At 65.8% G+C, this 14,356-nt stretch carries 12 protein-coding genes; 9 read left to right on the top strand and 3 right to left on the bottom strand.

The features are described 5' to 3' along the window. Positions 1-40 precede the first annotated feature (40 nt). Both HIM68_RS05060 and HIM68_RS05065 read right to left on the bottom strand, forming a co-directional pair. Positions 41-1,675 carry a DNA repair helicase XPB gene (locus HIM68_RS05060; protein ID WP_137211323.1) on the bottom strand — a complete coding sequence of 545 codons (1,635 nt, stop codon included), beginning with the start codon at positions 1,673-1,675 and terminating at the stop codon, positions 41-43. A 136-nt stretch (positions 1,676-1,811) separates the two neighbouring features. Further along, a complete protein-coding gene (locus HIM68_RS05065) occupies positions 1,812-3,893 on the bottom strand; it encodes a helicase-associated domain-containing protein (protein ID WP_172170333.1) in 2,082 nt (693 codons plus the stop codon). A 73-nt stretch (positions 3,894-3,966) separates the two neighbouring features. Between HIM68_RS05065 and HIM68_RS05070 the strand changes: the two genes are divergently transcribed. The 5 genes from HIM68_RS05070 (at position 3,967) to HIM68_RS05090 (ending at position 7,905) form a co-directional block, all read left to right on the top strand. Continuing rightward, entirely contained in the window at positions 3,967-4,197 is a 231-nt protein-coding gene (locus HIM68_RS05070) for a hypothetical protein (RefSeq protein WP_101543627.1), read from the top strand. Between the two features lie 405 nt (positions 4,198-4,602). Next, positions 4,603-4,983: a cold-shock protein gene (locus HIM68_RS05075; protein ID WP_101543626.1), complete on the top strand. Its 381-nt coding sequence runs from the start codon at positions 4,603-4,605 to the stop codon at positions 4,981-4,983. After that, positions 4,983-5,942: a DUF3027 domain-containing protein gene (locus tag HIM68_RS05080; protein ID WP_172170335.1), complete on the top strand. Its 960-nt coding sequence runs from the start codon at positions 4,983-4,985 to the stop codon at positions 5,940-5,942. Before HIM68_RS05075 ends, HIM68_RS05080 begins: the two co-directional genes overlap by 1 nt. Before the next feature lie 8 nt (positions 5,943-5,950). Then, positions 5,951-7,228 (top strand): MFS transporter, encoded by a 1,278-nt coding sequence (locus HIM68_RS05085; protein ID WP_172170337.1) that lies wholly within the window; start codon positions 5,951-5,953, stop codon positions 7,226-7,228. Positions 7,229-7,407: 179 nt separating this feature from the next. Continuing rightward, complete coding sequence (locus tag HIM68_RS05090; protein ID WP_172170339.1) at positions 7,408-7,905, top strand: DUF456 domain-containing protein; 498 nt, start codon at positions 7,408-7,410, stop codon at positions 7,903-7,905. A 307-nt stretch (positions 7,906-8,212) separates the two neighbouring features. Here the strand turns inward: HIM68_RS05090 and serC are convergent, their stop codons facing one another. Continuing rightward, a complete protein-coding gene (gene serC, locus HIM68_RS05095; RefSeq protein WP_172170341.1) occupies positions 8,213-9,394 on the bottom strand; it encodes a phosphoserine transaminase in 1,182 nt (393 codons plus the stop codon). Positions 9,395-9,586: 192 nt separating this feature from the next. On the opposite strand from serC, the gene pdxH reads away from it, so the two are divergent. The 4 genes from pdxH to HIM68_RS05115 all read left to right on the top strand — a co-directional run bounded on the left by pdxH (position 9,587) and on the right by HIM68_RS05115 (position 14,081). Further along, the gene (gene pdxH, locus HIM68_RS05100) at positions 9,587-10,258 is read left to right on the top strand and encodes a pyridoxamine 5'-phosphate oxidase (protein ID WP_172170343.1); all 672 of its coding nucleotides are present in this window, start codon (positions 9,587-9,589) and stop codon (positions 10,256-10,258) included. A gap of 124 nt (positions 10,259-10,382) precedes the next feature. Next, positions 10,383-11,855, top strand: coding sequence for an aldehyde dehydrogenase family protein (locus tag HIM68_RS05105; RefSeq protein ID WP_172170345.1), 1,473 nt, complete (start codon positions 10,383-10,385; stop codon positions 11,853-11,855). A gap of 263 nt (positions 11,856-12,118) precedes the next feature. Next, positions 12,119-12,805: a metal-dependent transcriptional regulator gene (locus HIM68_RS05110; RefSeq protein ID WP_139908932.1), complete on the top strand. Its 687-nt coding sequence runs from the start codon at positions 12,119-12,121 to the stop codon at positions 12,803-12,805. A gap of 457 nt (positions 12,806-13,262) precedes the next feature. Further along, the gene (locus HIM68_RS05115; protein ID WP_172170347.1) at positions 13,263-14,081 is read left to right on the top strand and encodes a C40 family peptidase; all 819 of its coding nucleotides are present in this window, start codon (positions 13,263-13,265) and stop codon (positions 14,079-14,081) included. Positions 14,082-14,356 lie beyond the last annotated feature (275 nt).

Genomic DNA, 14,356 nt, shown 5'->3' on the forward strand with positions numbered 1-14,356 from the left:
AGGTTGCTGGGCCGCCGTCAGGTAGGAATTGAGGGGAGAGTCAGCGGACTTCGATGCTGTAGCTGTAGCCCTGCTCGGTGAGGAAGCGGCGGCGCTGAGCGGCAAAATGCTCATCGACGGTATCGGCGGCGACGACCGTGTAGAACGTGGCCGAACCCTTGTCTTCCTTCGGACGCAGGATCCGCCCGAGGCGCTGAGCCTCCTCCTGCCGGGACCCGAACGCTCCGGAGACCTGGATCGCCACCGAGGCGGCCGGCAGATCCACAGAGAAGTTCGCGACCTTCGAGACCACAAGCACCGGGATCTCCCCGGACCGGAACTCGCGGAAGAGCTCCTGGCGCACCGATTCTGGAGTCTGCCCGGTGAGCACGGGCGCACCGAGTTCGGCTCCGATCTCCTCGAGCTGGTCGAGATACTGACCGATGACGAGGATCTGCGCATCCGGGTGATCGGCGACGAGCTCGGAGACGATCGGCAGCTTCGCATCCGAGGTCGCCGCCAACCGGTACCGGTCCTCCCCGTCGGCGCGGGCATACGCTGTTCGGGTTCCGCCGTCGAGCCGGACGCGGACCTCATGGCAGGCGGCCGAAGCGATATAGCCGAGTCGTTCGAGTTCCTTCCATGGCACCTCGTACTGCTTGGGCCCGATGAGGGAGAACACCTCGTCCTCGCGTCCGTCCTCACGCACCAGCGTCGCGGTCAGGCCGAGGCGACGGCGAGCCTGCAAGCTTGCGGTCAGTCGGAAGATCGGCGCCGGAAGCAGATGCACCTCGTCATAGATGACCAGGCCCCAGTCCTTGGCATCGAGGAGCTCGAGGTGGAGGTACGAACCCTTCCTGCGGGTGGTGAGCACCTGGTAGGTGGCGATGGTGATCGGGCGGATCTCCTTCGTCGATCCCGAATATTCGCCGACCTCGTCCTCGGTCAGGGTGGTGCGGCGCAGGATCTCGTCCTTCCACTGCTTGGCCGAGACCGAGTTCGTCACGAGGATGAGCGTCGTCGTCTGTACCCGAGACATGGTGGCCACACCGACGACTGTCTTCCCTGCACCGCACGGCAGAACGACGACCCCGGACTCACCGGACAGCGACTGGTCGATCGCCTGCTTCTGGTAGTCGCGCAGATGCCATTGACCGCCGTGGGCATCATCGGACAGGGAGATCTCGTGGGCTTCACCGTCGACGTAGCCGGCGTGGTCGGAGACCGGGTGGCCCAGCTGCAGCAGGGCGTGTTTGAGCTCCCCGCGCTCGGAGGGGTGGACGAGGACGGATTCGGCATCGATGCGTTTGCCGAACTTGCCGACGAGGTCGGGCTGACCGACGAGCTCATCGAGCAGTCCCGTCTCCGTCGAGGTCAGGGTCAAGCCGTGGATCGGGTGGTCGATGAGGGTGAGCACACCGAAGCGGTCCATGATGTCGACGATGTCGACGAGCAGCTCATGCGGGACCGGGTACTTCGCGAATTCGAGGAGCACATCGACGACGGATTCGGCATCATGGCCGCTGGCGCGAGCGTTCCACAGCCCCAGCGGAGTGATCTCATAGGTGTGGATGTACTCCGGGGTCCGTGACAGCTGCGCAAACGGGGCGATCGCCACGGCCGCCTCGACGGCCAGAGGATGTCCCGATTCCAGCAGCACAGTCCGATCGGACTGCACGATCAACGGACCATTCATTCAATACTTCCCTTCCCGAAGTGTGATGACACCAGAGGACACAACACGTCCATCACCCCGATTGTTCCCGCTCCGAGCTACCTGACGGGGGCCCAGCAACCTGGCGCCAGGTTGCTGGGCCCCCGTCAGGTAGCAATTAGGGGGAGGGGTCGACGGAGACGATGCGGGCGACGGACAGGGAAGCCTCGGCGCCGGTGGTCGTCACCACTCCGCGGACGCGGCCGGCGTTGAGGGTGGTCGGCAGCATCTCGATCGTCCGTTCCTTGCCGTGGGAATCCGCGATCCGGATGAGCACGCGACGCTTCTCCTCCGCCGCTTCCCGCAGCCGATCCATATGCCCTAAAGGCTCATCCGTGCTCACCTGGGCGGCCGCCGCCGGTGCGGACCGCAGGATTCGAATATATTCGCCGAGGTGGCCGTCGCTGACCCGCGGACGTCGCCTCACGCTGACCTCGGGTTCCGATTCGGTGATCACCCGGCGCTTGCGCACCGGCCCGGCCGCCGAATGCAGCAGAGCATGGTGATCCCCGGCCTCGAGCAGATGCATCGTCCGCTCCGGGCCCAGCTGAGCGATCGCCACGGTCGGAGCCAGCCGTTCGAGACCGGCCGGCATCATCGCCTGATCGGAGAGGATGACATCGAGGTCGACCGGGTCGTCGACGATGAGCACCGCCCGGGCCCCTGCCACCCGCACCCGCCGCAGCTTCGAGGCCGTGTTCTGCACGAGGAATTCCAAGGTCGACGGCAGCTCTTCGGCACTGATGCCTGCGAGTTCGGCCAAGGCCTCCTCCGGGGTGGTCCCGGACTGCATGGTGTCTTCGATGGTCTCAGCGTCGATGCGATAGACGGTGCCCTGGCCGCGTGCCTCGACGACGGCATACTTGCGCAGAATATGGTGGACCCGTGGTTCGATCGGGCCGGTGGCCACGGCGGTGAGATCGGACTGGATGAGCACTGTGTCGACCTCGGCCCCCAGCCCCTCGGCGACCGCGGCGATGACATCGCCGGGCACTGTCAGGGCCTCGACGGACACACCCAACGGCAGGATCGAGGGGTCCTGCTCGGCATGCTCGGCCATCGCCCGATCCAGCCCGGCGGCCAGTCGAAGACCGAACCGGCTCGGACCGAAATGATCCGGCTCTTGCAGCGGAGTCGTCGCCAACCCGAAGCTCACACAGGTGTGGAGAACGGCCTCGGTCATTGCGAATTCGTGCGCCGGCAGCAGCGGATGCCGACGCAGCACCTCGGCATGGATCCACCCGGCCGACCGTGCCGAGCCCAGACCGATGTCATGGAGGACGGAGAGCACGGCGAAGCGCAGCAGCGGCATCGCCGGCACCGACAGCCCATAGCCCTTGAACAGGGACTTCTTCGGAGCCGCGAGCACCGTGAGGCGTTCGTTCTCGCTCGCCCCCGCCGCCAGCTGCGTGACGTCGAGCAGATCGCGCAGCCACGCCCCGACCAGCGCCGCCCACAGTTCGGCACGATCGCCGGCGAGGGCGGAGTCGGCATCGTCGGCGGCCGTCCACTGCGGATCGAGCGCATCGTCGAGGACCCCGATGAGGTGCAGCGATTTCGCCGCCTGCAGCAGGGTGATCGTCTGCTCGAGACCCAGTTCGAGGGTGCGGGCGAGTCGGGAGACGTCTCGTTTCGAGATGCCGCCGCTGGTCAGCCGGGAGATCGGGGAGGCGGCGAGCTCATCGACGAGGCCGCGCAGAGATGAGATGACCTCGGCCACGGCGGCCTGTTCGCTGTTGTGGATGAGCGGCTGGCCGATCGTGGCCGTGCTCGCATCGACCGACGAAGGGTTGATCTGCCACGGATATGCCCTGGCTGATTCGGCCGCCGAGGTGGGCAGCAGGGTGATGGCCTCGGACTGGATCCGCCAGTTCCCATCCCCACCGGCCGGCCATGCCAGGCCGAGGCCGCGCAGTCGGGGCAGGGCCGCCTCGGCGAGGGCGGGATCGATATGCGGATTGCCGGTGATCTTGATCTCCGGCGTCGTCCGGGCCGCCTTGGCCAAGGCGATGAAGACCTCGAGCGACTGCGCATCGAGAGCTTCGATGCCGCGGGAGACCCCGATGCGCGAGGACGCGGCCGCGGCCAGGGCCGCCATCGTCGGGGACTCGGGTTGGAGGAGGTCGCGTCGAGTCCGGACGAAGGACTCGAAGTCGGCATCTGCACTGTGGGACAGCCACTGGCTGAAGGTCATTGACATCGCAGATCAGTCTATCGCGAGGGGTACAATGGAGGCGCAGAGAAGGATCAGAGATCGGACGGAAGGACGCGCATTGTCAGCCACTCGAGTCGACACGACCATCGTCGTCGCCGCGGTTGCCGCCGCAGCCATCGGGGCGCTCGGCCTCATCGGCGTCCTCGGCCAGGCCTGGATGGGACTCACGCCCAGTCCGCTGCTGACCTACCTGCCCATGATCCTCGTGCCCATCGCCGTCATCCTCGCCTGCGTGGCCATGATCCGAGCCGCCATCCGACGCAGACAGACCGGGGTGGGCCACCGCTGAAACCATCACTCATGCCTCACCCTGCAGGTTCGGGTACGGGCATGAGCCCCACCCGCACAATGTGATCGAATGGTGCGGATCCCCACCTCGCCGAGGCGGCCGACCACCCAATCGCGTACGCCCCCGTGATCTCCCGCCGCGGACAAGGTGCTCACCGCCACCCTGCACGTGACCTCCACGGACAGGTGAGAGCCAGGGATCACAGCGCCGATGCGATGCCCTCGGTCCCGCAGTCGGCATGGTCTGACTGACGGCGATGAGGGCACACGAGCACAGCGACCACACCACCCGACCTGCTTGCCGGCCGCGGAATCCGACTCCGCAGCCGACCGACACACAGCCCGCACCTGCGGGCACCGTACGATCAGCCCGCTTCAACGGGTACGAACAGACAGAAAGGACATCATGCCCACCGGACGCGTGAAATGGTTCGATGCCGACAAGGGCTTCGGCTTCGTGATCGCCGAGGACGGCTCGCAGGCCTTCCTCCATTCCTCCGTGCTGCCCGAGGGAGTCGAAGTCACCAAGGGCACCCGGCTCGAATACGATGTCGTCGATTCCCGCCGCGGAGCGCAGGTGCTCAAGGCCCGCCCGATCACCACTCCCGGCAAAGTCGCCAAGGCCCGCCGACGTCCGGCCGTGGACATGGCAGTTATGGTTGAAGATGTCATCAAAGTTTTGGATGACCTCAACAACGGACTGCAGCACGGCCGTTACCCGGACCCCACCCATGGGAACAAGGTCGCCAGCCTGCTGCGGGCGATTGCCGACGATTTGGAGTCCTGATGTCATCACTGTTCAGTGATTGGCTGGCCCGGCAGACCGCCGCGCCCGTCGAGAACGACGCCGAACAGACCACCGAGGCGGCCCCCGGCAGCGATGTGCCGACCGCTGCGGGCGAATCGGCCGCCGCTGGAAGTGCGGTCGCCGCGGATTCCGGCACGGCTGCCTCGGCGAAGGCATCGAAGACCGGTCGTCCGCGATCGGGCACGGAGAAGGTCGTCCTCGACGCCCAGCTGGCCGCGGCGATCGACATCGCCCGCACCGCCATCACCGAGGTGGCCGGCACCGCCGTCGTCGGCGAACACCTGGGCACGGTGGCCGAGGCGACCCGCCTGGTCACCCACTACTTCGTGTGCACCGACCCGACCTACCGCGGTTGGCGGTGGGTGGCCGTGCTCGCCCGCGCTCCGCGTGCGAAGAAGGTCACGGTCTGCGAAACCGCGCTGCTGCCCGGGCCCGATGCTCTCGTCGCCCCTGAGTGGGTGCCGTGGGAGGAACGGCTCGAACCCGGCGATATGGGCCCGCGCGACACCCTGCCGAAGCTCGACCAGGATCCGAACCTGCAGCCGGGCTTCCAGCAGACCGAGGACAATTCGGCGGACAACGTCGACCAGATCCAGAACTTCGAATTCGGTCTCGGTCGTGAACGCGTGCTCTCCTCCGACGGGCTGAGCGCGGCTGCGAGCCGATGGGCGGAATCCGACGCCGGACCCGACAGCGAGTTCGCCTCGCGCGCGGCCGGACACTGCGGCAGCTGCGGCTACCTCATGCCGATCGCCGGATCGCTGCGCCAGAAGTTCGGGGTCTGCGCCAATGCGTGGTCGCCGTTCGACGGTCGCGTGGTCGGCCTCGAATCCGGGTGCGGTGCGCATTCGGAGACCGATGTGAGACGGCCGAACAACGAGCCTGCTGAAGCGGTCGTCGACGACTACTCCGGCGAGCTCGAGTTCCAGGAGGGCTGAACCACTCGATGTCCCAGATGTTCCGGTCGCTGTCGGAGCCGAACTACCGGCACTGGTTCGCCGGTGCCCTGATCTCCAACACCGGGACATGGATGCAGCGCACGGCGCAGGACTGGATCGTCCTGACCATGCTCACGGACAACAACGCTTCGGCGCTCGGCCTCACCATGGCGCTGCAGCTGGGACCGCAGCTGATCATGTTCCCGTTCGCGGGAAACCTCGTCGACAAGTTCGACAAACGGCGTCTGCTCATGGTCACTCAGGCGCTGCTGGGATTCATCGGACTCGTCCTCTTCGTCCTCACCATCACCGACGTCATCGTCCTCTGGCACGTCTACGTGCTCGCGTTCACGCTCGGGATGCTCACAACCCTGGACAACCCGGCCAGGCAGGCCTTCGTCTCCGAACTCGTCGGTGAGAAGCTGCTGCCGAATGCCGTCAGCCTCAACTCGGCGTCCTTCAACGGCGCCCGCATGATCGGTCCGGCCGTGGCCGGTGTGCTCACCGCTGTCATCGGGCCCGGTCCCGTCTTCCTCATCAGCGGACTCGGCTTCGCGGCGACGCTCACGGTGCTCCTCCGGCTCGACAAATCGAAGCTGCACCCTTCCGGTCGGCGTGGCAAGGGCGGAGTCCTCGGCGGACTGAAGTATCTGCGCAGACGCCCGGACATCACGGTCGTGCTCGTCGTGCTGTTCATCGTCGCTACCTTCGGATTCAACTTCAACATCTACACGGCGACGATGGCGAAGATCGAATTCGGCAAGGATGCCAGCGGCTTCGGCCTGCTCAACTCCGTCATGGCCATAGGATCGGTGACCGGAGCGCTCGCCTCGGCCAGGCGGGAGAAGCCCCGCCTGCGATTCATCTTCGGAGCCGCCGGCGGATTCGGTGTGGCCGTCGGCGTGGCATCGCTGATGCCCAACTACTATCTCTTCGCCGCCTCGCTGATGTTCGTCGGCTTCGCATCGCTGACGATGATGACCTCGGCGAATGCCTATGTGCAGACGACCACCGCGCCGAACTACCGCGGCCGAGTCATGGCCATCTACGCGGCCGTCGTCATGGGCGGCACCCCGATCGGGGCACCCCTGGCCGGCTGGGTGGCCGATGCCTTCGGACCGCGGATGGCGCTCGTTGTCGGAGCCGCCTCGGGGATCATCGCCTTCGCCGTGGGCCTGCTGTGGATGATCATGGCCAAGGACTTGCGCCTCCACCGGGATCCGAAGTCGCGGATCCGGCTGCACATGAGCTATCAGGGCAGGCCGCCGGGCGGCAGCGGACACTGACGGGTTCGAGCGGGCGGGGCAACTGTCCGCAGGTGGGAGTTCGACCTGGGGCGGTGTCGGGCGGAAGCCGGCACTCTGCGGGGGTTGGCACTCGGCGGGTCCGGAGGTTCGTGTCATAGAATTTCGATCGACCGCCTCGGCGAGGGATTCGAGGGTCGAGCAATGGAAACGGACGGACTGTGACAACTGACATCATCACCTCGGTGCTCGTCGGCCTGGCGATCCTCGTCGGCTGTCTGGGCATCATCGTGCCGGTGCTGCCCGGGTCGATCCTCATCGCCATCGCGGTGCTCATCTGGGCGATCATCATCGGCGGACCGACCGCATGGATCATCTTCGCCATCGTCGCCGTGTTCGTCGCGGCCGGGATGAGTGCCTCGCTCGTGCTCACCGGCCGCAAACTCAAATCCATGCAGGTGCCGAACTCCTCGGTGCTGCTGGGCGGAGTGCTCGCCGTCATCGGATTCTTCGTCATTCCGGTGCTGGGCCTGCCGATCGGCTTCGTCGCCGGCCTCTACCTCGCCGAGTATTCCCGCCTCAAGGACGGAAAGACGGCGTGGAACTCCAGCTGGGAGTCGATCAAGGTGATCGGCCTCGGTGCGGGCATCGAGTTCATCCTCGCGATGCTCGCCGGCATCACCTTCGGCATCGGCGTGCTCATCCACTTCTTCGCCTGAGGCTCGCAAGCATCCGTCACCGTTAGGGCTTAATTGCATCGTTGCAGTGGGGTGTTTTGTCGCGAAGGGTGAGGGATGCCCCAAGTTCCGCCCGTGGCGCATGCATCCGTCACCGGTAGCGGCAATACGTCCTCGGAGTGGCTTCTCCTACCGCGGCAAACGCATCCGACGCACTGAGTGCCATAACACCCCTTTGCAACGGGTCGTTATGGCACTGAGTGGAGGAGTTGCGCGGCCGAGGTGCTGGCGGCCGACACTGGAAACTTGCGTATGCGTTGCGTCCGCAGCCGCCGGTCGCGGCTCTGCGCTACTTGAGGGCGTCGATGACGAAGTCGATGCAGTTAAGCAGTGCCCGCACATCGTCGGGGTCGACGGAGACGAAGGTCGCGATGCGCAGCTGGTTGCGGCCGAGCTTGCGGTAGGGCTCCACGTCGACGACGCCATTGGCCCGCAACACCTTGGCCACAGCAGCAGCATTCACCGACTCATCGAAATCGACGGTGGCCACGACCGACGAACGATCCGCAGCGTCTGCAACATAGGGGTGGGCCGCCTCGGCGGAATCCGCCCAGTCGTAGACGAGCCCGGAGGACTCAGCGGTCCGCTCGGCTGCCCAGGACAGACCGCCGTTGCCGTTGATCCACTCGATCTGTTCGGCGAGCAGCAGCAGGGTTGCGACGGCCGGAGTGTTGTAGGTCTGGTCTTTGGCCGAGTTCTCGATCGCGGTGACGAGGTCGAGCGAGGTCGGGATCCAGCGTCCGGAGTCCTTGATCTCCTGCGCGCGGGCGATCGCGCGCGGCGACATGATCGACACCCACAGTCCGCCGTCGGAGCCCATGTTCTTCTGCGGGGCGAAGTAGTAGACGTCGGTCTCGGCGATGTCGACAGCCAGTCCGCCGGCACCTGAGGTGGCATCGATGACGACGAGGGCATCCTCGGCGATCCCGGTCGGACGTGCGATCCGAGTGGCCACACCGGTCGAGGTCTCATTGTGGGGCCAGGCGAAGACGTCGGCGGCGGACTCTCCGGTGGCCGCCTCGGCGGGGGAGTCCACGAGACCAGCGGCAGCCAGGGCCTCCGGTGTCGGGATCGCAGCGGTGCCAGGTTCGGCGCCCAGGACGAGGGACGACTTCAGGTGCGGGGCGGTGTCGGTGGCCTTTGCGAACTTCTGTCCGAACTCGCCGAAGGTCGCGTGGGCTGCCCGTTCGCGGACGAGGCCGAAGGCCGCGATGTCCCAGAACACGGTGGACCCGCCGTTGCCGAGCACCACTTCGTAGCCCTCGGGCAGGCTGAACAGGTCGGTCAGTCCGGAGCGGATGCGGCCGACGAGGTTCTTCACCGGGGCCTGGCGGTGGCTGGTGCCGAGCACCTTCGTCGCAGCAGCGTTGAGTGCCTCGATCTGAGCGGGGCGGATGCGGGCCGGGCCGGACCCGAAGCGTCCGTCGGCGGGCAGGAGGTTCTTCGGGATCTCAATATTCGTCGCAGTCACGCTCGGCATTCTACGGCGGGCCCGCCCGGCGTCCGGGACCGGTCCGTCATGTGACGGACGTGCCGTCTCGACAATCCCGGTTTCGACCGCCCCACCGAGGCGGGGCCCCGCACCCATCGAGGCGGGGCTCGACCGCCCCACCGAAGCGGAACCCGGCTGACTCGTGTCCGTGCCGCGTCGTAGAGTGAAGACATGAGTGAGCCCGTCGATCGTCTCCCACAGACCCGGAAGTCCTATGACTCAGCCGTCTTCGAACACCCGGACACCGCACCCCTGGACCTGCTGCGCCAGTGGTACGACGAGGCGGCCGGCCACGTCCGCGAACCGAATGCGATGACCGTCTCGACCATAGACGAATGGGGCCCGAGCTCGCGCATCGTCCTGCTCAAAGGCCTCGACGAGCGCGGACTCCTGTTCTTCACCGACTACGACTCCGCGAAGGGCCGGCAACTGCGGGCCGACCCCCGCATCGCCGTGAACTTCCCGTGGCAGGACATGGAACGACAGGTCCGCATCCGCGGCCTCGCCGAGGTGGCCGCTCCCGAGGACTCGGACGCGTACTTCGCCGTCCGCCCCCGTGGATCGCAGATCGGGGCGACCGTGTCCAAGCAGTCCCAGCCGGTGACCAGCCGCGAGCAGATGCAAGCCGAATACGATGCCGCGGCGGCTGAGCTCGAGGGTCAGGACGTTCCGCGGCCCGACCATTGGGGCGGATTCCGCGTGCGCGTCTTCGAGATCGAATTCTGGCAGGGCCAGCAGAACCGGTTCCACGACCGCTGGGTCTTCCGCCGCGCCGACGGCAGCCACGAAGCAGCCGACCTCGACGACGCCTCGGCCTGGGAGGTCGTCCGCCTCTACCCCTGAGGCTCTTCCTCAGGGACCTGACCTTCCGTGTTGCAGAACGAATCAGCACAGGGCGCCGGCCACCCAGCACAATGGTCACAACATGCGCACCGCAACCGGGCGCAGACGATGCAAAGGAGCACCCATGACACCCCCAGCACTCAGCACCCAGTACGGGCCCGACGCCGTCTTCGACAACCTCATCGGCGGAGCCCGGGTGCCCAGCGACGACCGGTCGACGAATACGAACCCGTCCGACCCGTCCGATGTGATCGGCCGCTACGCCCGCGCGGATGCCGCCACGGTCGCCTCGGCGATCGATGCCGCCCGCGCTGCCGCCCCGGCCTGGGCGGACCTCGGCACACAGCAGCGATTCGCGATCCTCGACAAGGCCGGCAGCCTCATCGCCGAACGCGCCGACGAACTCGGCGATCTGCTCGCCCGGGAAGAGGGCAAACAGCTCGCCGAAGCCAAGGGCGAGGTGCTGCGCGCCTCCCAGATCTTCAAGTTCTTCGCCGGTGAGACCATTCGCAACACCGGTGAGGTCGTCGACTCGGTCCGCCCCGGGCTCATCGCCGAGATGACGCACGAGCCCATCGGCGTCATCGGCATCATCACCCCGTGGAACTTCCCGATCGCCATCCCGGCCTGGAAGATCGCCCCGGCTCTGGCCTTCGGCAATACGATCGTGTTCAAACCTGCCGAACTCGTCCCCGCCAGTGCGTACGCTCTGGTCGCTATCCTCGCCGAGGCGGGGCTGCCCGATGGGGTCCTCAACCTCGTCATGGGGCCGGGCTCCGTCGTTGGGGAGGCGTTGACCACCTCGGCGAAGGTCGACGCCGTGACCTTCACCGGATCCGTCGCCGTCGGACGGTCCGTCATCGCATCGGCTGCGGCCCACCAGATCAGAGTGCAGTGCGAAATGGGCGGGAAGAATCCGCTCGTCGTGCTCGGCGACGCCGACCTCGAAGCGGCCGCCGAGGCCGCGATCAACGGAGCCTTCTTCTCCACCGGCCAGCGCTGCACCGCGTCCTCCCGCCTCATCGTCACCTCCGATGTCCACGACGAATTCGTCGCGCTGCTCAAGGAGAAGATGGCGGCGCTGACCGTCGGAGACGCCCGCGCCGAGGGCGTCGCCATCGGACCCGTGGTCTCCAAGACCCAGCTCGACCAGGACCTCGATTACATCGCCAAGGCCCGAGCCGAAGGCGGGGAGGTCACCGGCGGTGAGCTCATCGATTCGGACACGGAGGGGTACTTCCTCGCGCCCGCACTCGTCACGGGCACGAAGCCGGGCGACACGATCAACGTCGAAGAGGTCTTCGGTCCGGTCGCCTCGGTGATCGAGGTCGCCGACTACGACGAAGCGCTGGCCGTGGCCAACGACACCGAGTTCGGACTGTCCGCGGGCATCTTCACGACCTCCCTGAAATATTCGACCCACTTCAAGCGTTACGCCGATGCCGGGATGGTCATGGTCAATGCTCCGACTGCAGGAGTGGATTATCACGTGTCCTTCGGCGGACGGAAAGGGTCGAGCTATGGTCCCCGCGAACAGGCTCGGGCGGCACGCGAGTTCTTCACAGTGCACAAGACGACCTACACGAACGCGGGCTGAGCCGGGCGGTGCGAATTCTTCCCGAACGGGCAGATGCAGACCCCGGTCGAGCCGTCAGGCGCTGACCGAGGTCGCCTCCGGGACGGGGCGAATCCTCGAATCACGGGAATTGCTGAACGCACGATAGGATTGGGGCAGATCGCAACGGCCGCGAACGGGTTCGCCTGCGCGGGGCGGGGCAGGGTCGGAACGACCCGAAATGGTGACAACGCCTGAAACGGTCGAAACGACCTGAAGACGAAGAGTGGAGTGGCTGGTCAGAAGTGAACGACCTCATTGATACAACCGAGATGTACCTCAAATCGATCATCGAGCTCGAAGAACAGTCGATCGTGCCTTTGCGTGCCCGCATCGCCGAGCGCCTGGACCATTCCGGCCCCACCGTGTCACAGACCGTGGCGCGGATGGAGCGCGACGGACTGCTCCACGTCGGCAACGACCGCCATCTCGAGCTCACTCCGGAGGGCCGACGGATCGCCACCGACGTCATGCGCAAGCACCGCCTTGCCGAGCGTCTCCTCTCCGATGTCGTCGGACTCGAATGGGAACTCGTCCACGACGAGGCCTGCCGCTGGGAGCACGTGATGAGCGAGCAGGTCGAGCGCAAGCTCGTGACGTTGCTCTCGGAGACCTCCACCGGGCCCTACGGCAACCCGATCCCCGGACTCGACGTCATCGGCGGCGAGGCCTCGAAGACCACCGACGTCATCGACCTCGCCACGGCAGTCGGCCGGGACGGTGCGAAGAAGCTGACGATCGCTTGGCTGGCCGAACCCCTGCAGGTCGATATCCATCTGCTTCAGCAGTTCCAGGTCGCCGGCGTCCTGCCGGGCAGCGACGTCGAAATCTCTCGCAACGGCGAATACATCACCGTGCAGGTGCCCGGCGCGCAGGACGTACTCGACCTGCCAGTCGAGACCGCCTCGCACGTCTTCGCCTACCGAAGCTGAGACGCCCAGAGGCCTCCGCCGATAGCGGCGAGACTGAGTCTCGGTAACGGGACGAGAGGGCGTTTCGGTGACGGCAGCGCTGTGTCTCGATAACGACGAGACCGAGCAACGGTAACGAAAGACCGGGTGCCCGAACCCCGATTCGTTACAAATGACTGTGATCTCTGACCCAGGGAGTGGATTTTCCACCCCTGGGTCACGTCGTATAACGAGAAAATGTTACGAATATTCTACGCCGTTTAGGGCCTCTGACCTGCGTTTTTATGGATAACATCACGGTTCTCCTCCGGTGGTTGTGACAAAAACGTGACAATCAGTCACCGATTGGTTACAGTTGTGGAGGTCGTTCACGCAATGACGACTGCACAGCGAGAACCGAACGCCGCGCTCGCTGTGGGATACCAAGGACCAAGAGCGGCGGTTGGCCCGGAAAGCCAATAGGTGCGAGAGGGAAAACGTGGCAACTAAGCAGCATGGCCGCCGCGCCGCCGATGCCAAGGTCAAGACTCCACTGACCGAACTCACTGAACTTCTGAACGCCAACTCAGGCGTCTTCGGCCGTCGCGCAGCAGTTGTCGCTGCCAGCGGTGGTCTGCTGACCGCCGCAGTGATGCCGGCCGCCGGCCAGGGAGCCGACGACCAGAGCAAGGTCTCCGCAGAAGCCGAGACCACCCAGAAGGTCGATTTCGAGAACCAGACCGTCACCATCGGCGACGACTCGAAGGACAAGAAGGACGACAAGAAGTCCGATTCCTTCGGTGTCGAGAGCAAGGCCATCACCGCTGAAGCTGCTCCGAAGCCCAAGCCGAAGCCCAAGCCGGTCGAAACCTCCACTCCCGCCTCCGACGAATCCGCCGGAACCTCCGACGACACCGCCAACAGCGGATCGTCCGATTCGGGCGAGTCCGACTCCAAGGACTCGGGATCCATCGACGGATCCAAGGCCGAGCAGGTCCTCGCCTGGGCTCAGAAGGGCGTCGGAACCCCCTACGTCATGGGCGGAACCAGCCAGAGCGGCTGGGACTGCTCCGGCTACACCTCGTGGGTCTACAGCCACGTCGGCGTGAACCTGCCCCGCACCTCCGGTGCACAGAAGGGTGCAGGCCAGATCGTCTCGCAGTCCGAAGCCAAGCCCGGTGACCTCATCTGGCACCCCGGCCACGTCGGCATCTACGCCGGTGGCGGACAGATGTACGATGCCGGTTCGCCGAGCTCGGGAACCTCGAAGCGCAGCTACAGCTGGATGGGCAACGTCACTTTCATCCGCGTTCTCTGATCTTCTTTCCGATTGCTCCCCGTGAGACTCGACGGTCCTCGAGTCGCACGGGGAGCTTTCGTATGCCCGGAAACTTCGCGCGCCCGCTCGCACCTACCGGATTCGGTGAACGGAAACCGAAGTTTCCGTGACGCGAGCCGTATGAATTGGGTCACGGGCGCGCGCGGCGTTACTCTGGAGAAGATTGAGTTCCATAAACGGTGGACACCAAGTGGTGTCAACCGCTGATGCGAAGGAAAGCGGATGGGGCATAGTCGAATAATTCGAATAGCCGC

Source organism: Brevibacterium sp. CT2-23B, assembly GCF_013168765.1.
GTDB lineage: Bacteria > Actinomycetota > Actinomycetes > Actinomycetales > Brevibacteriaceae > Brevibacterium > Brevibacterium sediminis.